Raw genomic sequence first — 20496 nt, forward strand, 5'->3', positions numbered from 1 at the left:
CGGAGGGTAGCGTTGACAGATGCGAGCACTGACTCCGCTGGAACTGCCCAGGCCCGTTCTGGATGCTGCGGCGGGCCAGTCGCCGTTGACCCAGTGGTGGGTGCCGGCGGTTGCGGTTGTCGTGGCCCTCATCCTGACCGCCGTGGTGGTGCGCAGGTGGTTGCTGCACCACGGGGCCCCGTGGCGTCGGGTGCCGGAGGTGGCCCTCGCCATGCTCGCCTGGGCGGTCGCGGCGGCCCTGGGCGTGAATTCCTGGTACTCGATTGTCCCTGACCTCAGCGCGTTGCAGCGAGAGGTCGAATCGGGGCTCGGGTTGCCGGTCTCCTACAGGACAGCGGATGGTGCGCACGTGAAAGAACACCTGCTGCCGGCGTCCTCCACACTGGGCATGCCGGAGTCGTCGGTATGGGTGTACACGCCCCCCGGGTACGATCCGGCCGGTGGCGTCCGGTACCCGGTTGTTTACCTCATCCACGGCGATCCGGGCACGTCGACGAACTGGTTCACTGTCGGACGGGCGGACCAGGTGGTGGACGCCATGATTCGCGCACACGTGATTCCGAAGGTGATCGTGGTGTCGCCTGACGTCAATGGGGGCGGCGTCCACGACAGGGAGTGCCTCAATTCGCGCAATGGCGGTCCCCAGATTGAATCGTGGTTGTATGACGAGTTGGTCCCGTGGGTGGACACGTCGTTCCGGACCCAGGCCGATGCGCAGCACCGGATACTGGGTGGCATGTCATCAGGTGGGTACTGCGCACTGGACCAGGGGCTGCGTCATCTTGACGTGTGGGGTGGCATCGTTGCCCTGGAGGCCTACGGTGATCCGGGTCTGGGAGCCGCCACCACCATGGGCTACCACCTCGCGGACTTCGAACGGGTGTCACCCACGCACTACATTGCACGCATGGAGTTCCCGCGAAAGGTTCCCATCTTCCTCGACGTCGGGCAGCTCTCCGACCCGAACCGTGTTGAGGCGCTGGTGACCGCGCTGAGGGCTCGGGGCCAGGACCCCACTTTCCAGGTGGAAGCCGGCCAGGGGCACACCTGGCAGATGGCGAGGGTCGGGATGCCCTACGGGTTGGACGACGTTGCTGCGGGCCTGGGATGGCGCTGATCGACGATGAGGCGGCGACACTCCAGCAATCCGGCGCCGCGGGGATGGCCGCCACCGCACAGTTGACGCGGGTGAGGCGCAACCGCCGGACACGTCGGTGGGCGTCCGCACTGGTGTTGCTTCTGGCCGTGGTCAACCTGGCCTCGGCGCTGTCGGCACCGTTGCGCGCCCGCCTGGAGCTTCTGCTGGAAATACTGCCCTTCCCCACGCTGCACACGGCAGCCGCCACCACGGTGTTCGTGGGATGCGCCCTCGCCCTGACCGCGCGGGGACTGCTCCACGGCTCCCGGATCGCATGGACCGCCGCCATGGGGCTGCTCGTGGTCGCCGTCGGGCTCAACCTCCTGAAGGGCCTTGACGTGGAGGAGGGCGTCATCAGTGCCGCCCTTGTGGTGTGGCTCGCGCTGAGCCGGCACGCGTTCACGGTGTGGCCCACCCAGGGACAGTTGCGGCGGGCTCTGGTCACCGCCGCCGTGGCCTTCGCCCTGGCGGTGAGCGTGTCGACGCTGTTGGTGATGACGCTGGGTCGGCGCCACCACCCCCACGTCGGTGAGACGCTGCAGGCGTCAGCTGAACGGCTCGGTGGTGGGACCGGGCTACCCCTGCTGGGAATGGGACCGGCGGCCACGCCACTGCTCACGGCCGTGGGGATCGCGGCGACAGTGGCCGTGTTGTGGTTGGCACTGTCACCACGCTGGGCGCTGGCGCGGACCCCCGAGCAGCACGTCGTGGACCGAGAGCGCGCCCGGGCGATCGTCTCCCGGGACGGCGGCGGAACCATGGACTACTTCGCGCTGAGGGATGACAAGGAGTGGTTCTTCACGGGGAATTGTGTTGTGGCCTATGCCGTGCGCGCCGGCATCTGCCTCGTGGCGCCCGACCCCGTCGGTCCGAGGGGCGAGCGATACCAGGCGTGGGCCGATTTCATGGAGTTCGCCGCCCGCCGTGGGTGGGCCGTGGTGGTGGTGGCCTCCGCCGTCGAATGGCTGCAGGTGTACGAGGACTCCGGCCTGCGCAGCACCTATCTCGGGGACGAGGCCATCGTGGACGTCACGTCGTTCACACTGACGGGGCGCGCCGTGAAAGGCCTGCGGCAGGCGGTGAACCGGGTGGAGCGGGCCGGGGTGCGTGCCGAGTTCATCGATCCCTCCACCGCGACGCCGGAGGTGCGCGACAAGGTCCGGGCCATCGCAGAAAAATCCAGACGGGGTGAGGCGGAGCGCGGATTCTCCATGACACTCTCCCGTCTCTTCGACCCCGCCGACACGGGGCTGCTGCTAGTGATGGCCCTCGACGCCACGGACCGTGTGCTGGGTTTCATTCAGTGGGTGCCTGCCGCAGACCTTCCGGGCTGGTCCCTGGACGTCATGCGCAGGGACACGGCCGAGGACGTCCCCAACGGACTCACTGATTTCCTGATCGTCAGGACGATCGAACACATCGCTGAGCAGGGGTCCCGTGGACTCGGTCTGAACTTTGCCGTGATGCGCGACACCATGACCACGCCCGGGGAAGGGTTCGCGGGGCAGGTCAAGCGGCGGGTCCTGGACGTCGTTGCCCGACACTCCCAACTGGAGTCGCTGGGAAGATTCAACGAGAAGTACGACCCCGCCTGGGTTCCCCGCTACATCATGCGGGGAAGCGGAGACCAACTGCTGGCCGAGGGGCTGGCGGTTGCCCGGGCCGAGGGCCTCATTGACGTGCCCACCAGGGGGCGCCACACATGACCGCAGGGTTGTGGAGCCCCAGCTGATGGGAATCTCCCTCGCCGCAGCCGTGGTGGCCTCATTGTTCATGGGCGTGGCCGCCATCCTCCAGGCAGTCGCTGCCCGACGCGCCGTCGGCATGTCCATCCTGCGCCATCCGCTGTACCTGGCGGGCATAGCGCTGGACGTTGCGGGGTGGGGACTGTCGGTGGTGGCCATGCGACACCTGCCGCTGCTGGTGGTCCAGACGATCCTGGCCTCGTCGCTGGCCGTCACCGTCACCTTGGGGGCCGTGGTGTTGCGGCTGCGTCCCGGCCGCAGCGTGTGGACTGCCGTGATCGTGGTGTGTCTGGCCTGCGGGGTGGTGGTGGCCGCCGCAGAGACGGGGGCTCCCGGACCCACACCCTCGGGCTTCGACGCGGCCATGGCTGTTGGGCTGGTCGTCGTGGCGGTGGGTGCCGTGGTCGCCCACCGCCACCCCAGGACAGCCCCGTGCGCGGTGCTGGCCGGTCTGGGGTACTCCGGCGCAGCCGTGGCCGCCCGGGCCGTGCATGGTGCGCCCATCGGCGTGCTCCTCGCGGAGCCACTGGTGTGGTTGATAGCCGCGTTCGCAGCCGTGGGTGCCGTGATGTTCGCACGTGCTCTCGAGACGCGCGACGAGGCCGTCAACGAGGCCTCGGCCTGGTTGTGGGTGATGGAGATCGTCGTGCCATCGCTGGTGGGGGTACTGGTGCTGGGGGACACGGTGCGGCCCGGTTGGGCCGTCCCCACGGTGGTGGCCATCGTCGCCGCCATCCTGGCCACCCTGCGCCTGTCCGCCTCGCCTGCCCTGCGCGAGGCCCACTGACGGTTGCCAGAGGTCCGGCACGGTCGGCCTGTCGCCCCGGAATCTCGGTTATGGTGACCCGCAATCCTGTGGTCCGAACTGGAAGTGGGTGAGCCGCGTGAGCGGTGTCAACGAGGTCTCGACGTGGGCGCGGGTCGTCGGCGTTCGCTCCGGCCGTGGTCGGGCACGTCCCCGGCATCCCGGATCATCCGGGGTCTCCTGAGTCTGGTGATCTGTGTGGTCCTTGCGTACACGTTCACCCGGATGCTCATGCCCGATTCCGGCATCGCTGGCATGGGCGCTGACGAACTGTCGTTCCTGAACACGGTGCTCGTCCCGGCCATCGTCGTGGCTGTTCTGTCCGCCCTCCACGCGGTGCTGCGGATCGTGGTGGGTGCCCTCGATCTGGTGCCCCGGCTGACGGTGCACGGCATGGTGGTCAGCTTCAGGCGCCCCGTGACCATCACGGTCAGTCCGCTCGTGGGATACGTGGCGGTGGCCAACCGGCGCTGAGGCATGATGCTGCCATGACGCAGCCGATGGGGACGATCCTTGCGATGGTTCTGCTGCTCGGGGTCCTGGGGTTTGCCGTGGCCAGGCCCTGGAACCTGCCAGAGGCGGTCCTGGCTGTTCCCGCTGCGGGGGTTGTCGTCGCCCTGGGTGTCGTGGAGCCGGGCAGGGCATTCTCCGAGATCAGCACGCTGCTCCCCGTTGTGGCGTTCCTGGCGGCCGTGCTGGTGCTGTCACACCTGTGCCACGCGGAGGGACTGTTCGCTGCGGCGGGAGCCCTGATGGCGCGTGGCGCGGGGGGCAGTCCGCAGAGGTTGCTGGTGCTCCTGTTTGGCGTCGCGTCGGTGGTCACGGCCGTGCTCAGCCTGGACGCCACGGTGGTCCTGCTCACGCCGGTGGTTCTCGCCACCGCCACACGGGCGGGGATGAGGCCAAAACCCTACGTCTACGCCACCACGCACCTCGCGAACTCCGCGTCGGTGCTGATGCCCATTTCCAACCTCACGAACCTGCTGGCCCTGACCGCCAGCGGGCTGAGCTTCGCTCGCTTCACCGCACTGATGGCGTTGCCGTGGGTGGGCATCGTGGCGGTGGAATACCTCGTCTTCCGCCGGTTCTTCGCCTCCGAGCTGTCCCTGGGTGGCGACCGGCCACTTCCTCGGGGTTCAGACCCTCAGCGTGTGTCGGCCGTCACCACGGCGTTCGTGTGTGCGACGCTGGCCGGCTTCGTCCTGGCAGCCCTCCTGGGGGTGCCGCCCGCCTGGGCGGCGGCCGCTGGCGCCCTCATCGTGGGTGTGCGCGCCCTTGCGCGACGCCAAACGACTGCTGCGTCGCTGCTGGCTGCGGCCAACCTGCCGTTCTGCCTCTTCGTCCTCGCACTGGGGGTCCTGGTGTTGGGGGTGACCGACTCCGGCCTCGGTGCCCAACTGGCCAGGATCGTGCCGACGGGTACCTCGCTGCCGGCCCTGCTGGGGATCGCGACCCTGGCCGCGGTGGTCGCGAACCTGCTGAACAACCTCCCCGCCGTCCTCCTCCTCACGCCCCTGGCTCTGGCCGCCGGAGGGCCCGTCGCGTGCCTGGCCGTGCTCATCGGCGTGAACGTGGGGCCGAACCTCACCTATGTCGGGTCGCTGGCGACGCTGCTGTGGCGACGGGTCCTGCGGGAGCACGACACCGGGGTCAGCGTGGGTGAGTTCAGCAGGCTGGGCGCCTGGAGTGTGCCGGCCGCTCTGGTGGTCGGGACCAGTTTGCTCTGGATTTCCGCCCTGATGCTGGGAGAATGAGGCATGGACGTCCTGGTCTGGATCGCCGAGGGAACGTGGCAGGCATGCGTGGAGGCCGTCGCGCTGCACGTTCCACCCGGTTCCGCGGTGACATTCCTCCATGTGGCGGAACCGGCTCCCAGAGAATTGGCGCGCGGCGCCGGGTCGGGGCTTCTGGGCGCACCACGAAGGAGGAGCCGTGATCGCGTCGTGCCCGAGACGGACCTGGCCGAGCAACTGGGCCGGGAGTTGCTCGAGCGCGCGGCGGGTCGTGTGGGTGCTCCGGTGTCGCTGCTGCAGCGACGGGGCAGGGTGGAGCGGGAGGTGGTGGCGGAGGCGGCCGGCAAGGACCTTCTCATCCTCGCCAGGGACGGTGACAGGCGGCGCCTCGGTCCGCGCAGCCTCGCACCGGCCACGCGTTTTGTCCTGGACCACGCCCCGTGCACCACCCTGCTGGTGTGGCCGGAGCCGGCGCCCCACCTCAGTTCCATCCCGCCCCCGCCAGCGCATCCACCGCAACGGCCCAGCTGACGTGCGGGGACACACGGGGTGACCGCACGTCGAGATAGCCTCCCCCCATGGGAATTTTTGCGTCCAACGGCCGTGTTGAGAAGAACCTGCCCGCCGACATCGACGTTGTCCGAACCGCCATCGCCACGGTTGCTGCCGAGCAGCAGCACCACCTGGGCACCGTCAGTCCCGACGGGTCCCGCTACGAGATCAACTCCCGACGGACAGCCCTCAACTGGGGGACTGCGCTGGCACTCACGCTGCGCCCAGCTGGCACCGGGACGCAGCTGGTCGTGGACTACGACAACGTGGCGGGGTCCCCCTCAGCGCTGCTCGACGGGCGGAAAAACACCAAGACGGCCAACCAGTTCATTGCACACCTCGAGGCTGCACTCTGACGACAGCCCGGTCAGGCACCTGGACGGGTGCCCCGGGTATCGCACCCTCGTGGAGGGCCGTTTTCCGGCGGCTCCACACCACAGCCATCAGTGCCACCGCCGCAAGTACTGCCGCGCCCAGTGACCACCCGGCCAGCACGTCCGTCATCCAGTGGTAGCCGAGGTACACCCGGCTGGCGCCCACTCCGAAGACCAGGGCAAGCCATGCGAGGATGACGCCCGCCCGGGGCCAGAAGCCACGAAGTGACACCACCAGCAGGCCGGCCACGATTCCGTAGAAGACCGTCGCGTTCAGCGTGTGACCGGAGGGGAACGCGAAGCCGGTGTCCACCGGCCCCAACAGGTCGATCGCGCCCGGTCTGGGACGTTCCACGAGGTGCTTCACGACCACGGTGAGGACCACGGCCATCGACATCCCGGCAGCCAGAAGTACGGCCTGACGCCATCGACGGCGCAACGCCAGCACTGCGAGGGCGACGACCGTGAGGGGGAGCAGCACCGTCACGCTGCCCAGGAGCGTCAGAGCGCCCGCCAGTGTTGTCAGGCCAGCGGACCGATCCGCGATGAACGCTGAGGTGACCGACGGGTCGTAGAGCGACAGGTCACCATGCTCCACGACCCCGTCCAGCAGTATCCCCACCCCGATGATGCCCGCCATGAGTGCGGCCAGGGGCGCACCCCACCACCATGCCGGAGGGCGGTGGATCCTCTGGGCGGGAAGGGGCGGGAGGTCGATGTGGGCACGTGCGTCCATGGGACAAAGGAATATCGTCGGGATGCTGTGGGGACGCTGAGTGGGTGGCGTGCGTTCAGGTGAACAGGGCCTGGCCGACGTAGTGGCCCTGCGCGATGCCGGGCGGGACGGCCCACAGGCCGGAGCCGGTGTGCTCCAGATACTCCATGAGCGCATCGTCGCGGGACAAGACGGTCTGCATGGGAACGTAGCGCGTCAACGGCTCCCTCACGAAGGCGATGAAGAACAGGCCGGCGTCCAGGCGCCCCAGAGCATCGGCGCCGTCGGTGAAGTTGTAACCCCGACGCAGCAGCTTGGTGTTGTTGTTCTGGGCGGGATGCGCCAGCCGGACATGGGAGTCCATGGGCATGATGGGGCCGCTCCGACCCTGCAGCGCGAAGTCCGGCTCGGTGAACTCCGTGCCGCCTGAGAGGGGGGCACCCTCCACCCTGTCCCGCCCGATGAGCGACTCCTGCTCGCGCAGGCTCGTGCGGTCCCACGTCTCGATCCGCATGCTGATGCGGCGCGCCACCAGGTAGGACCCGCCGGCAAGCCAGTCGGCCGCCGGGTCGTCGCCGGGCTGCACCCACACGTGGTCCGAGAGTTCCTCGGGCTCCTCGGCGTGCAGGTTGGCGGTTCCGTCCTTGAAACCGAAGAGGTTCCGGGGCGTCGCCTGCGTGGTGCTGGTCGAGGAGGTCCTGCCGAAGCCCAGCTGTGCCCAGCGCATGGACACGGTCCCGAACCCGATCCGCGACAGGTTCCGGATGGCGTGCACCGCCACCTGGGGGTCGTTGGCGCAGGCCTGAATGCACAGGTCGCCGTCGCTGCGGACTTCGTCAAGGTTGTCGGCCGGGAAGTGGGGGAGCCTGCGGAGTTCCTCGGGCTGCCTGTCCCGCAGACCGAAACGGTCGACCCCGTCCTTCTCGAACAGGGTGGGTCCGAAGCCGAACGTGATGGTGAGCCCGGCGGGGTCCAGGTCCTGGGCCTCACCCGTGTCCTGCGGCGGTGCGTCGTAGGGCTGCGGGGCCCCGCCGCCGACAAGCTCCCCGGCGGTCATCGCCACGGCCGCCACGGTCCAGGCCTCCAGAAGTTCGATGAGTGACTCCCGGGAGTCCGAGGTGACATCGAAGGCCGCGAAGTGCAGCCGGTCCTGCGCCGGCGTGACGATGCCGGCCTGGTGCTCCCCGTGGAATGCGTACGCCAACGGACCCCCGGCCGGCTGGTCGTCCCGGGCACTCGCGATGCCCCAGCCCGCCACGCCGGACACGCCAGCCAGAGCCCCGGCGCCGGCGACCCCGAAGAGTCGCCGACGCGACACTGTGCTGTGCGCCGGCTGGGTGCTGTCCTGCGGAGTGGGGGTCACAGGATGATCGCGCCCGTCATCTTCGACAGCGGTTCGCCGAGAGCGTTGACGGCGTCGGAGAGGAGCTTTCGCTGCGGCTGCTCGACGGTGTCGTAGAAGACGAAGCCTCCCTCAGCGGTGCGATGCCCGTCCAGGAGTTCCTGCAGCGCGTCGAAGCGTTCGCCGATGTCCGTGGACAGTGCCGCATCCTTGACGTCGAGGAGAGGCTTGATGCCCTCGTAGGCGACGCGGGCGCCGTCGACGTTGGCCTGGAAGTCGTACAGGTCGGTGTGCGACCAGATGTCCTCCTCCCCGGTGATCTTCCCGGCGGCCACCTCGTCGAGAAGCCCTTTGGCGCCGTTGCCGATGTCGCTGACGGTGTAGGTCTCCGTCTGGACGCGTTCCTGCAGCACCTCGGTGTTGGCCATGAGGTCATCCGCAAACGGCTGACGCTCGGCTGCGGTGAGCGGTACGTAGCCGGTGGCCGGCGGCCACAGGTCCTTCTCGATGCGGTGCCAGCCCGTCCACTCCTGACCGGGTTCAAGGTCGGCCTCGCGGAGGTCCATCTTGGGGTCGAGGTCGCCGAAGGACTCCGCCACGGTCTCGATGCGCTCCCAGTGCTGGCGAGCCGTGGGGTAGAGGCGGCGGGCCAGGTCGTCGTCGCCGCTGGTCCAGGCCTTCAGGAAGTCGCCGGTGGCATCCACCAGTTCCTGCGACTGGTCGCGCACATAAGCGGCGTACTGGGTCTCGGCGGCCTCGATGTCGGCCGCGTCGACACCCGTGATCCCGAGGTCCTCGCCGGATTCCGTCACGGTGAAGGCGTTGCGGATGCCCTGGCCCACCATTCCTGGCTTGCAGGCCGTCACGTAGTCACCGGCGGTGGCACGCACCACGAGGTCACGGGTGAGGCCGGGGCCGATGTTCTCGATCTCGCCGACGATGCGCAGCCCGTCCTCGGCGTAGAGGTAGAACTCGGTCACCTCGGTGCCCTCGTTCTTCACCCGGAACGCGAGGTTGCCGGAACCCACCTCGGTGACGGACAGGTCACAGGCCTCGCTGGTGGAGGAGACCGAGATCTGCCCGTCGCCACCGGAGGCGGCAGGGGCGTTGGGTTCGGTGAGGCCGCAGGCGCTGAGCGTCAGGGCCAGGGCGGAGAGAGTGACGGCAAACAGGGGTGTCTTCACAGGAAAAGTCCTTGCGCGATGTGGCAGTGGCGTCAGGCCGCGACGGGGGCGGGTACGACGGTGTTGCGGGCGGTGGCCGACGTGGGCCGGTGGAGGTGTCGGAGGAAGAAGAACAAAGTGGTGCCGACGTAGGCGGTCCAGGCGATTGCTTCGAGCCACGTGGTGGCCGGTGAGAAGTTGAACACGCCCTTCAGGAGGGTGCCGTACCAGGAGGTGGGTGGGATGGTGGCGCTGACGTCGAACGCGAGGTTGCCCAGTCCGGGCAGGATGGCCGCCTCCTGCAGGTCGTGGATGCCGTAGGCGAGTACGCCACCGGCCACGACGATCAGGATGATGCCGGTCCAGGTGAAGAACTTCGACAGGTTGATGCGCAGGGCGCCCGTGTAGAACGCGATCCCCATGACCACCGCGGTGAGGATCCCCAGCAGTGCGCCGAGCAGGGGGGCGCTGGTGGAGCCGGTCGTCCCGGCAGCCGCCTGCGTGGCAGCCCACAGGAACAGTGCCGTCTCCAGTCCTTCCCGTCCGACGGCGAGAAAGGCGACGAGCACGAGGCTGAAGCGCCCTGCCTCGGCGGCGACGTCGATCCGGCCACGCAGTTCGCCCGAGAGTCCCCGGGCGTGGCTGGCCATCCAGAACACCATCCACGTCACGAACGCGACGGCGACGATCGACAGGGTGCCGCCGATGGCTTCCTGCGCCTGGAACGTCAAGCGGCGTGGACCCCAGGTCAGCAGGGCTCCGAATGTGAGCGACACGACAACGGCCGCGGCGACGCCCGCCCAGATGCGTGGGAGGAGGTGACGGCGACCACTGCGCACGAGATAGGCGATGAGGATCACCACCATGAGGCTGGCTTCCAGCCCCTCACGCAGGCCGATCAGGTAGTTCGCGAACATGTCACCTCCAAATAGATTAGGTATGCCTTGCCTAATAAGTAGAGCGTGGATTAATGCCTCGCGCAAATGGGCGACGTCGCCGTCCACGATGTGGCGGCTCGCGCCGCGTGGGCCACGGTGGAGGGCAAGGCAGTGCTCACCGGGCCCGTTACGCTCGTCAGAGGTAAATTTTTCACCGTTGTCTATCCCGGAAGGCGCTGACAACAGCCCATGCCATTCTTTTTCTTCCTGCCCGTCATGATCGCCGTCAGCGTCGTGGTGGCGGTGAGCGCCTCGCGCAAGGACCGTGAGCGCAACGACGTGTGGCAACGGTGGGCTGCGGCACGCGAGTGGGGTTACGCGCCCACGTGGCCGCAGGTGGTGGGGGCCTTCACGGGAGGCCCCTTCGGCAGGGGTTCGCTACGGCGGGCCGACCGTGGATTCTGGGGGACGTTCGACGGGGTGCCCGTGTTCGGTTTCCGATACCGCTACACCGTTTCGAGCGGCAAGACCAGCCACACCTACCCACTGCTGCTCGCCGGGATCCGCTTCCCGGGTGCCGCGTTCCCACCGATGGAGCTCATCCACGAGGGCGACCTTCTTTTCGGACGCGACAAGGACCTCCAGTTCGAGAACCAGCAGTTCAACGAGACCTGGAATGTCACGTCGCCCAGCGCGCGGTTTGCCCATGACGTGCTGCACCCGCGCGCCATGGAATACCTCATGGGTCCGATGATCCCGTTCAAGCACCTCTGGTTCTGTGGCGACGTCCTGTTCGTGTCCGTCTCCGGCGACCCCGCTCCGACGATGGCCGACGGCCTGCTGAGGCTCATGACGGACTTCGTCGACCTCCTCCCGTCCCACCTGCTGCGCGAGGTGGGCGCCACGGATCCGCAGGTGGACGACTCCGGCCCCGGCGTGTCCGTGGAGGAGCAACAGCGTCGCATGGCAGATATTGCGGCGCAGCAGGCCTACCGCTCGCGACGATCGCGCTGACGCCGGGCGGGTCCGCTCCCTGAGTGTGTCAACGCGGTACCGGATCCGGCAGGATGGGGGCATGGCCCTCTTCGACGTGTCCCTGGATGACCTGCGCCGCCGCACCAGCATCAAGTGGCGCCGGTTCGAGCCGGACGTGCTGCCCATGTTCGTGGCCGAGATGGACGTCAAACTGGCAGCGCCCGTGGCGGCGCGACTGCAACGCGCCATCGCCGACGGCGACACCGGTTATCCCGAGCTGCCCGTGTACCAGGAGGCGTTCGCATCGTTCGCCGAGTGGATGTGGGGTTGGGCCCCCGACCCGGCCGCGGACATGTGCCTGGCGGGCGACGTGATGTCGGGGATGCGGGAACTGCTCCTGGCCACCACGGAGCCGGGCGATGCAGTGGTCATCAACCCGGCCATCTACCCGCCGTTCCGGCTCATCTGCGACTCCACGGCGCGTCCACTGCTGCAGGTGCCGATGCGCGACGACGGCCGCCTGGACCTCGAAGGGCTGGAGGAGGCGTTCTCCGGGGCCCGCGGACCCAAGCCGACGGCATACCTGCTGTGCTCCCCGCACAACCCGCACGGCACCATCCACACCCGTGACGAACTCGCCGCCGTCGCCCGGATGGCGGCCACGCATCGGGTCACGGTCATCTCCGACGAGATCCACGCGCCGCTGGTCGGGTCGGCGCACGTGCCCTTCGTGACCCTGCCGGGTGCGCAGCGGTCGTTCGTGGTGACGTCCGCGTCGAAGTCGTGGAACCTTGCGGGACTGAAGGCGGGCCTGCTGATCGCCGGGTCGGAGGTCCGCGAGACGCTGCGCGCACTGCCGGGGCACGTGCACGAGTCGGTGAGCCACCTGGGCGTCATGTCCCACGCCGTCGCGCTGAATGATGCCCGCGACTGGCTGCAGGAACTCACACTGGAGATCCAGCAGAACAAGGTGCACTTCGCCGCCGAGTTGGCCCGTCAGGTACCGGCCCTGTCCTACACGCCGTCCGAGGGGACGTACCTTGCGTGGCTGGACTGCTCGCCGCTGGGGCTTGAGTCCCCCGCGCGGCGTTTCCACGAGGTGGGACGGGTGCGCATGGGCTTCGGCACCGACTATGACCCGTCAGCAACGCAGCACGTCCGCGTCAACCTGGGCACCTCCCGGGAGCTCATCACCGAGGGTGTCCGACGGATGGCTGTGAGCTTGTAGGGATTCCCACGTACGCTCTAGCCAGAGGCCTGTGAGTATGCGATTCTCGACAGGCTCGTGGTTTACGGGGAGAGGGACGACAGCATGACGCATCCGATGGCCGCCTGGCGCGTGACCTACACGCCGGGGGACTGGCTGGTCCTGTCCGGCCCCACAGCACTGGTGGTAATGCTCCCCGCCCCCGCCCGGATGTCGCAGCTCGTGAACAGGTTGTGGGAGGACATTGTTGCGGCGCGGTCCACGGACTCGCTGCTGAGCCTGTTCGCCGAGTACGGACTCGACGGGATGCCGGACTTCGCCGCGTTCTTCTGGGACTCCTCCGGGCTGCACGGCATGGCCCGCGGAGGCATCACGGTGGTGGACGACGAGACCGACGAGGTGGTCGTCTCCGGCGCCGATGCACTCACATGGTCGGAACAGCCGTTGGGTTCCAACCGCCACGTCCGCGTGGACATGGACACCTCCGCACGGGAGGCCTCCGTGGAGCTCCCTCTGCTCGTGGGTGCCGTCTCTGCGTCGGTGATCCACCTGACAACTGATCCTGCGTCCCGCATCCGGTTCCACGGGGATGGGGCAGCAACACTCCTGCCGACGGTGCAGTCATTGGCTGACGACCCCGAGGACATGGGCGCCGAGGTGATCGGCCTGGGTGACGAGACCGAGATGGAACCCTACGTCGAGCCTGCTCCGGATGAGGAACGTGGCGCCGAGGCTGAACCCGCGCCGGAGCCGGAGCCGGCACCCGAGCCGAAGCCCGAGCCCGCACCTGAGCCGGAACCGGAGCCGGAACCGGAGCCGGAGCCGGAGCCGGAGCCGAAGCCCGAGCCGGAGCCCGAGCCCGAGGCTGAGCCCGAGCCCGAGCCCGAGCCTGAGCCCGAGCCTGAGCCTGAGCCGGAGCCTGAGCCCGAGCCGGAGCCGGAGCCCGAGCTCGAGCCGGAGCCTGAGCCGGAGCCGGAGCCCGAGCCGGAGCCGGAGCCCGAGCGCCTCGGGTCCTTCCGCTTCGACGCGGATGGCATGCCCTCCCCGTCACCCGCACCCATCGCCGGCGTACCCATCCCGCCCCCGGCGTCGCTCCCCAGCGCGGCACCCGTGGTTGTACCCGGTAACTTCCAGGTGGGCGACGACGACGAGGGCGGCACCATCTTCTCCACGGGCCTGGCCGCCACGCACAAGCCTGCGGCCGCCGAGGCGCCCGAGGAACAGCAGGTGCTGGCCGTCCCCTGCGGACGGGGCCACGCCAATGCACCGGGCAGCCGCAGCTGTCGGCTCTGCTCCGCCCCTGTCGACTCGTCGAACCCGCGACTCATCAACCGCCCGACGCTGGCGGGTGTCCACAGCAACCAGGGGGAGTTCGCCAACCTGCAGGTGGCGGTGCTCGTCGGTCGCTCGCCCGATGCCGCCAAGGCTCCCCGCGGCGCCCAGCTCATGCGGGTCCCCAGCCCCAGCAGCGACATATCCCGCAGTCACCTGATCGTCACACCCCGCGACTGGAGTGTCATCGTCACCGACCTCAATTCCACGAACGGCACCACCGTCATCCCGGTGGGGGAGCAGCCCTTCGTCCTGGCCAACGGTGAGGCCGTCCAGGTGGACCTGGGCACGGTCCTCGATCTCGGCGACGGCGTCTCGCTGCGCATCGAACCGCCGCGTGGCTGAGGGACACATGCCAGACGAGAGCTCCGGTGGTACAACGCCGTCCCGCACCGTACGGAGGCTCCGCCGGTTCCTCATGCGGTCGTGGCAGGCGATCGTGGTGGGGACCGTGGTCCTTGCTCTGGGTGTACTGGCGTTCCTCAGCCCCGGACTCGTGCAGGCGGACGTCCGCCTCGACGAGGGCACGGTGCACGTGGCCAAACGCGACGACGGACGCCTCGGTGTCCTGAACGCCCAGATCGACGAGTTCGCCGCACAGACCACCGTGGGGGACTCCGACTTCGAGATCCTGCAGGACGGAAACCTCGTCCTGGTCCACGGCACCGCCTCCTCGACGCTGGGTGAGTATGAACCGGCACGCAACAGGCTCACGTCACCCAAGCAACTTCCCGGCGACGCCACGGTGCACATGGGCGGCGGCACCCTGCTGGTGTTGAACCCGGACAACGGCAAGGCCTGGTTCGGGGACCCCCAGAGCGTCCTCGACATCAATTTCCAGGAGCAGAAGGCCCAACTGGAGGTGGGGGAGTTCGGCAACGCCACCGTGACGTCCGCTGGCGACGTCATCGGGCTCGACGTCCAGCGCTCCGTCCTGGTGCGCCCAGGTGCCGACGGCCCCGTTGACACCCCGCTGCCGTTCACGCTGGATCCCAACCAGTTGGAGATCGAGATCAGCGCCGTCGGCGACAAGGCCGTGGTGCTCGACCGTGCGAGCGGGCGCATCTGGGTGGAAGGGATGGACAAGGCGTTCGAGGTCTCCGGGGTCACTGATGCGCAGCTCCTGCCACCCGCCGCCGATGCGCTGGGCGGCCAGGACGGTGCACGGGCGGTGTACGCCACCCGGGCCGGACTCATTGCACTGACCGTCGACGGCCCGCGGTCGCTCACCGGCAACCTGGATGCCGCTCCCATCCGGCCCATCGAGGTGGGCGGGTGTGTCTACTCAGTCTTCGGAGAAGAGTTCGTGCGGCTCTGCCGCGGCGAGGAACCCCGGGTCGAAGAAATCCCGCAGGTCCCCACCGGAGATGATCGAGCCCTCGCGTTCCAGGTGAACCGCTCCACGGTGGTGCTGAACGACCTGGTCGACGGCACCGTGTGGATGGTGGACAAGGGCATGACCCGCCTCACCTGGGACAACGTCATCCCGCCGGAGGACGTCGAGGAGGACGAACTGTCGGAAACGGAGACGGTGATTCCGCCGGATCGCGAAAAGGCCAACCAGGTCCCCATCGCCAAGGACGACGACCTGGCTGCCCGGGCGGGACGCTCCACCATCCTCACGGTCCTCGACAACGACTCGGATCCTGACGGTGATGTGTTGACCATCACCGCACTCTCGCAACCGGACGGCGCCACGTTGCAGCCGGTCCGGGGCGGCACCGGCCTGCAGGTCACGGTCGACTCCGAGACCACCGGCACCCTGACTTTCAGCTACTCCATCGACGACGGTCGCCGCGGCAAGGCCACGGCTGACGTCACACTGCGCATCGTGTCCCCTGACGCCGACGTGGACAACGGCGCCCCGTTCAAACAGGCCCGTGCGCAACCCGCCACCATCGGGCTCGGCAAGAAGATCACCAAGCGTGTCCTCATGGACTGGCGCGACCCGGACGGCGACAGCCTCATCCTCGTGGACGCGAAGCTGCCGAGGGACGCGAGCGATGAGATCAGCTTCACCCCCGACGGCGAGGTCACGTTCCGGGACGTCGGGATCTCCACGGGCACCAAGAAGGTGAAGATCACGGTGTCCGACGGGTTCGTCGAGTCCGACGGCGAAATGGTGGTGGTGGTCACCGACGACGTCGTGCCTCCCATCGCCTACGGCGACTTCGAGACCATGGCACTGGGCACCACCATCACGGTCTCACCGCTCGCCAATGATGTGGGCGAGAACCTGTCCCTCACGGAGGTTCTCGAGGAGAAGCCGGCCGAGTGTGATTGCGCCATCGTGCCCAACTACCAGGAGCAGTTGTTCAGTTTCACGCCCAAGAAGGCGGGCATCCACTACGTCACCTACAAGGTGTCCAACGGCCCCGTGGCCATGGGGCTCGTGCGGATCGACGTCCGCAAGGAGGCCACGAATCACCCACCGGTGGCGGCCCTTGACGTGGCGCTCCTGCCGCCCGGTGGGTCGGTCATGATCGACCCCGTCCTGAACGACACCGACGAGGACGGTGATGTGCTCGTGGTGCAGTCCGTGTCACAGCACCCAGGCCTGCGCGTGACGCTGCAGCGACGCCACCTCGTCACCATCGAGACCATCCACGCGCCGGATGGTCCCGTCACCCTCACCTACAGGCTGAGTGACGGCAAGTTCTCGGTGCTCGGCACCATCGTCGTCCTCCCCACCTCCAGCAGCGGTTCACCCCAGCCGCAGGCCACGAGGGACAACGCACGTATCCGCGCCGGCACCACCCAGTCAATCGACGTGCTCGCGAACGACACCTCGCCCGTGGGGTTGCCGCTGACGCTCGACGAGATCGTCGACAATCCGGGGAACAGGGCCTGGATCCATGGCGACCGGATCCGGGTGTCGGTACCCGCCAGCACCCAGAGCGGCAGCATCCGGCTGACCTACCAGGTCAGCGACAGCGAGGGCCGCATCACCTCCGCGGAGGTCGTGGTGGCCGTCGTGTCCGAGGACGCGCAGAACCTGCCGCCACAGCCACGTGCCGTGGAGGAGCGGGTGCTGGCCAACACCACGTCGCGCCTCATCATCCCCACTGACGGGATCGACCCCAACGGTGACGCCGTCCGCCTCATCGGCCTCGGGTCCGGCCCCCAGCTGGGCCGCGTGCTTGCTGTCGGTGACGGCTGGCTCACCTACGAGGCGTACCCGGAGTCGAAGGGCACCGACGTGTTCTCCTACCAGGTGATTGACGCGTCCGGCGTTGTCGGCGTCGGCGAGATCCGGGTGGGCGTGGCTCCGGCGGGTCCCGACAACACACCCCCCACGGGCATCGCCGATGACATCGAGGTCCGGCCCGGGCGCCACGTCCAGATCCCGGCCCTGCGCAACGACGTGGACATCGACGGCGACGCCATCACCTACGTGGCGCTCAACCCCGTGAAAATCGACGGCATCGTCGACGTCGAGATCATCGAGAACCGTGAGATTTCGTTCGTGGCCCCCGAGGAGGAGGGCACCCACGTCGGTACCTACTGGATCGAGGATGCGCGCGGTGAACAGGGGTCCGGGGACCTGCGCATCGTCGTGGACAAGGACGCGCCGCTGCTGCCACCCGAGGCGCGCGACGACGTGGTGCCGGTGTCCGCCGTCGCCGGCGAGGAATGGGTGGACGTGGACGTCACCGCCAACGACTTCGATCCGGACGGACGCCAGGAGGACCTGCGCGTGGAGGTGCCTGACTACGGTGTCCCCGAGGAGTCCTCCGCCTCGGCCACGAAGGACAAACGCAAGGTCACCGTCCCGGTCACAGACCAGATGCAGCAGATCCGCTACACCCTCGTGGACACCGACGGGCTCACGGCCACCGGGCTCATCCTGGTTCCGGGACGCAACGATTCGGTTCCTGTGCTCAAGGACCCCGGCCTCTCGTTGGAGGTCAGGGCCGACCAGAAACTCGACATCGACATCAACGCCTACGTCAACGGAACCGACAGTCGCACGGTCCGTCTGACGGGGGCGGACAGCATCACGGCAACCCATGGCCGGGTGCAGCCCGTGGGTGGGGAGCGCGTCCAGTACACCCCCGACCTCGACTACGAAGGCCCTGCATCCGTGGTGTTCGCGGTGGGCGACGTGACCACCGAGAACGACACACCCAGCGAGGCCTACATCTCGATCCCGGTGAAGGTGCTGCCGGCACCGAACCGGCCCGACGGCAAGGACGACAAGGATTTGGAGGTGGCACGCACCTCACCGGAACTGATCGGGGAGGGCATGCCGACGCTGCGCGTCGGGCCCGGTGAGGACGATGTGCGACTGGACCTCATGCCCCTGTTCCGCGACGGCGACGGTGACGCGTTCTTCTTCCGCAACTTTGCGCACGTCAGCGGCGACACGTCGATCGAGTACCAGGAGTCCGGGGACGGCAGCAAGCTGGTCGCGCGTGCGCCCATCAACGCCAAGCCGGGAACCGTTCGCATTCTCAGGGCAGAGGTGGTCGACGCCAACGAGGGGAAGACACCGTTCGAGATCCGCCTCGAAGTGGTCTCCTCCACCCGCCCGCTGGCCACCACCGTCACGGATGTTCGGGAGGCACGGGCAGGCGTTGAGATCTCGGTTCCGGTCCTGACCAACGACAAGTCGAACCTGGTGAACAAGCCCCAGCTGACGCTGACCGACCGCCCCGTCATCGTCACCGGCTCGGGCGCCATCCGCGTCGACGGCGACGTGGTGAAGATCATTCCATCTGAGGGATTCGTGGGCACCCTGACGGCACGCTACAGCGTCATGGACGCCACCGAGGACCCGAAGCGACAGGTCGACGGCACGATCCGGATCACGGTCAAGGACCGCCCCAGCCGCCCGGGCGTCCCACGTGACGGCGTGGCCGGCAACGGCACCGTCACGTTCACCTACACGCCCGGCTCCTCCAACGGCTACGAGATCGATGGCCGCATTGCAACCGCCATCTCCGCCAGCGGCCAGGAGGTGCGCAGCGCCGAGTGCCGGAGCACCACCTGCACCGTGACGGGCCTGCCCAACGGGTTCCCGTACCGGTTCACGGTGAAGGAGAAGAACGAGGCAGGGATCTCCGAGCCCTCCCTCCTGTCCGCCGCCTACACCCCCGACGTGAAGCCCAACGCCCCGCCCGCCCCGTCCAACACGTTCGGCGATCGGCAGATGACCGTGGCGTGGCAGCGGCCGACGTGGGCGGACCCCACCAATCCGGGCAGCGCGCTCACCCAGTACACGGTGGCTCTCCTCGGCGAGGGCGGCCAGCAGATCGGCCTCAAGGAGAACCTGCCGCCCGGGAGCACCTCCTACACGTGGACAGGCCTGACGAACGGCACGCCGTACCGGTTCAAGGTCCTGGCCGGCAACAACGCGGGGCTGTCACCGTTCTCCGAGATGTCGAATGTGGACTGGCCCGCAGGGCCCCCGGGGGCGTCGCCCACCATCAACGCCACCGCCACGGAGAACCCACTGGGCGGGGCATTCGACGTGGCCTGGGCCTCCGCAGGGGTCGACCCCAACGGTGACCGCGTCAAGGACTTCATCGTCACCCCCGTGACGGAGCAGGGGCCGCAGACACAGCTGGCCAGGACCGTCGCTGCCACCGGCGCCGCGACGCAGAGCGTCCTCGTGGAGGGACTGGGGCAGAAGCCGTACAAATTCACGGTGGAGGCCACCAACAAGGCTGGCAAGGGTGCCGCCGCCGCGACCGCCCAGTGGCAGACGGCGTGGGAACTCCCCAAGATCGAGTCCTTCTCGGCTGCCGCCTCCAACGGCACCATCCAGATGGGTGTCAAGACCAACTTCGAGGGCCGCGTGGCTGCCAACCCCAGGATCCAGTACACGCTCAACGGCGGCGAGTGGCGTCCCTACCCGTCCGCGGGCAGGGCAACGGGCCTCACCAACGGGCAGGTCTACGACGTTGCGGTCCGCGTCGTCATCGATGGGGATCGGGCGTCGGGGTCGCAGACCCGGACCGGGCTGATGCCACGCTCCGACGCGCCAGCATGGTCGACCCTCGACGAGTCCAGCTTCGCGTTCCAGGGCTTCAGCGGTGGTGCCGCGCAGGTCTACGTCCGTATGGAGAAGCCCGCCACCCTCGTCGCGTCCGGGGGCTGGGACCTCCTCGGCTACTGGTTCTCGTGCGGCGGCGATGGCGTGCGGTGCAGCCCGTCCGGCACCACACGCAGCAACGACTTCGTCGTCTCCAGCGGCACGCTGATGACCGGGCCGGCCGCCGTGAAGATCACGATGGGCCACCAGGGCATGGGGGATTCCACGACGAGCAGCGCCTTCACGCTGAGCGCCCCGTTCACGGGTACCTGGAACTCCACCTCGGGAGCGTTGAACGTCCAGTTGAACCATGTGCGCAGCGCCACGTGCCGCGCTACCGGGGTCAACGTCGACAAAACCTTCAGCCAGGGTGGGGGGACATCGATGGCCATCGCCGAGGTGTTCCCCGCGGCCGAGGGACTGCCGCTGCCGTCCCGGGTCGACGTGGCGTGCACCTTCGGCAACAATCGCAGCGCGACACTACAACTCTGGGGCTGAAG

Annotated in this window: 15 protein-coding genes; 11 read left to right on the top strand and 4 right to left on the bottom strand. The window is 68.4% G+C overall.

Going from position 1 to position 20496, the window contains the following annotated elements:
* The first annotated feature begins 19 nt into the window (after positions 1-19).
* The 7 genes from EAX62_RS05090 (at position 20) to EAX62_RS05120 (ending at position 6329) form a co-directional block, all read left to right on the top strand.
* Positions 20-1117 carry an alpha/beta hydrolase gene (locus EAX62_RS05090; RefSeq protein ID WP_121900513.1) on the top strand — a complete coding sequence of 366 codons (1098 nt, stop codon included), beginning with the start codon at positions 20-22 and terminating at the stop codon, positions 1115-1117.
* Entirely contained in the window at positions 1108-2844 is a 1737-nt protein-coding gene (locus tag EAX62_RS05095; protein ID WP_121900514.1) for a bifunctional lysylphosphatidylglycerol flippase/synthetase MprF, read from the top strand. Before EAX62_RS05090 ends, EAX62_RS05095 begins: the two co-directional genes overlap by 10 nt.
* A 25-nt stretch (positions 2845-2869) precedes the next feature.
* On the top strand, positions 2870-3670 hold the full coding sequence (locus EAX62_RS05100; protein WP_121900515.1) for a hypothetical protein: 801 nt from the start codon (positions 2870-2872) through the stop codon (positions 3668-3670).
* An 84-nt stretch (positions 3671-3754) separates the two neighbouring features.
* Positions 3755-4162: a hypothetical protein gene (locus EAX62_RS05105; protein WP_147454017.1), complete on the top strand. Its 408-nt coding sequence runs from the start codon at positions 3755-3757 to the stop codon at positions 4160-4162.
* A 14-nt stretch (positions 4163-4176) separates the two neighbouring features.
* Complete coding sequence (locus tag EAX62_RS05110) at positions 4177-5442, top strand: SLC13 family permease (RefSeq protein WP_121900517.1); 1266 nt, start codon at positions 4177-4179, stop codon at positions 5440-5442.
* Positions 5443-5445: 3 nt separating this feature from the next.
* Complete coding sequence (locus EAX62_RS05115; protein ID WP_121900518.1) at positions 5446-5952, top strand: universal stress protein; 507 nt, start codon at positions 5446-5448, stop codon at positions 5950-5952.
* Between the two features lie 47 nt (positions 5953-5999).
* Positions 6000-6329: a hypothetical protein gene (locus EAX62_RS05120; protein WP_121900519.1), complete on the top strand. Its 330-nt coding sequence runs from the start codon at positions 6000-6002 to the stop codon at positions 6327-6329.
* Here the strand turns inward: EAX62_RS05120 and EAX62_RS05125 are convergent.
* From EAX62_RS05125 to efeU, 4 genes are read right to left on the bottom strand one after another with little or no spacing between them, the layout of a single operon-like run.
* Positions 6301-7083: a phosphatase PAP2 family protein gene (locus EAX62_RS05125; RefSeq protein ID WP_158600553.1), complete on the bottom strand. Its 783-nt coding sequence runs from the start codon at positions 7081-7083 to the stop codon at positions 6301-6303. The genes EAX62_RS05120 and EAX62_RS05125 overlap by 29 nt on opposite strands.
* 55 nt (positions 7084-7138) lie before the next feature.
* Positions 7139-8425: an iron uptake transporter deferrochelatase/peroxidase subunit gene (gene efeB / locus EAX62_RS05130; RefSeq protein WP_121900521.1), complete on the bottom strand. Its 1287-nt coding sequence runs from the start codon at positions 8423-8425 to the stop codon at positions 7139-7141.
* Positions 8422-9588 carry an iron uptake system protein EfeO gene (efeO, locus tag EAX62_RS05135; RefSeq protein ID WP_121900522.1) on the bottom strand — a complete coding sequence of 389 codons (1167 nt, stop codon included), beginning with the start codon at positions 9586-9588 and terminating at the stop codon, positions 8422-8424. Before efeO ends, efeB begins: the two co-directional genes overlap by 4 nt.
* A 32-nt stretch (positions 9589-9620) precedes the next feature.
* On the bottom strand, positions 9621-10484 hold the full coding sequence (gene efeU / locus EAX62_RS05140; RefSeq protein ID WP_121900523.1) for an iron uptake transporter permease EfeU: 864 nt from the start codon (positions 10482-10484) through the stop codon (positions 9621-9623).
* Positions 10485-10694: 210 nt separating this feature from the next.
* Between efeU and EAX62_RS05145 the strand changes: the two genes are divergently transcribed.
* From EAX62_RS05145 to EAX62_RS05160, 4 genes are all read left to right on the top strand, one after another.
* Positions 10695-11459: a hypothetical protein gene (locus EAX62_RS05145; RefSeq protein ID WP_121900524.1), complete on the top strand. Its 765-nt coding sequence runs from the start codon at positions 10695-10697 to the stop codon at positions 11457-11459.
* Positions 11460-11520: 61 nt separating this feature from the next.
* Entirely contained in the window at positions 11521-12648 is a 1128-nt protein-coding gene (locus EAX62_RS05150; protein ID WP_121900525.1) for a MalY/PatB family protein, read from the top strand.
* Positions 12649-12732: 84 nt separating this feature from the next.
* Entirely contained in the window at positions 12733-14304 is a 1572-nt protein-coding gene (locus EAX62_RS05155) for an FHA domain-containing protein (protein WP_147454018.1), read from the top strand.
* A 7-nt stretch (positions 14305-14311) separates the two neighbouring features.
* Complete coding sequence (locus EAX62_RS05160) at positions 14312-20494, top strand: Ig-like domain-containing protein (RefSeq protein ID WP_147454019.1); 6183 nt, start codon at positions 14312-14314, stop codon at positions 20492-20494.
* Positions 20495-20496 lie beyond the last annotated feature (2 nt).

Origin of the sequence: Tessaracoccus antarcticus (assembly GCF_003688855.1) — a bacterium.
GTDB lineage: Bacteria > Actinomycetota > Actinomycetes > Propionibacteriales > Propionibacteriaceae > Arachnia > Arachnia antarctica.

Excerpts from the sequence above, each read along its gene's own strand:
- EAX62_RS05090 (WP_121900513.1), top strand. The coding sequence starts at position 20 with ATGCGAGCACTGACTCCGCTGGAACTGCCCAGGCCCGTTCTGGATGCT.
- EAX62_RS05095 (WP_121900514.1), top strand. The coding sequence starts at position 1,108 with ATGGCGCTGATCGACGATGAGGCGGCGACACTCCAGCAATCCGGCGCC.
- EAX62_RS05100 (WP_121900515.1), top strand. The coding sequence starts at position 2,870 with ATGGGAATCTCCCTCGCCGCAGCCGTGGTGGCCTCATTGTTCATGGGC.
- EAX62_RS05110 (WP_121900517.1), top strand. The coding sequence starts at position 4,177 with ATGACGCAGCCGATGGGGACGATCCTTGCGATGGTTCTGCTGCTCGGG.
- EAX62_RS05115 (WP_121900518.1), top strand. The coding sequence starts at position 5,446 with ATGGACGTCCTGGTCTGGATCGCCGAGGGAACGTGGCAGGCATGCGTG.
- EAX62_RS05120 (WP_121900519.1), top strand. The coding sequence starts at position 6,000 with ATGGGAATTTTTGCGTCCAACGGCCGTGTTGAGAAGAACCTGCCCGCC.
- EAX62_RS05125 (WP_158600553.1), bottom strand. The coding sequence starts at position 7,083 with ATGGACGCACGTGCCCACATCGACCTCCCGCCCCTTCCCGCCCAGAGG.
- efeU (WP_121900523.1), bottom strand. The coding sequence starts at position 10,484 with ATGTTCGCGAACTACCTGATCGGCCTGCGTGAGGGGCTGGAAGCCAGC.
- EAX62_RS05145 (WP_121900524.1), top strand. The coding sequence starts at position 10,695 with ATGCCATTCTTTTTCTTCCTGCCCGTCATGATCGCCGTCAGCGTCGTG.
- EAX62_RS05150 (WP_121900525.1), top strand. The coding sequence starts at position 11,521 with ATGGCCCTCTTCGACGTGTCCCTGGATGACCTGCGCCGCCGCACCAGC.
- EAX62_RS05155 (WP_147454018.1), top strand. The coding sequence starts at position 12,733 with ATGACGCATCCGATGGCCGCCTGGCGCGTGACCTACACGCCGGGGGAC.
- EAX62_RS05160 (WP_147454019.1), top strand. The coding sequence starts at position 14,312 with ATGCCAGACGAGAGCTCCGGTGGTACAACGCCGTCCCGCACCGTACGG.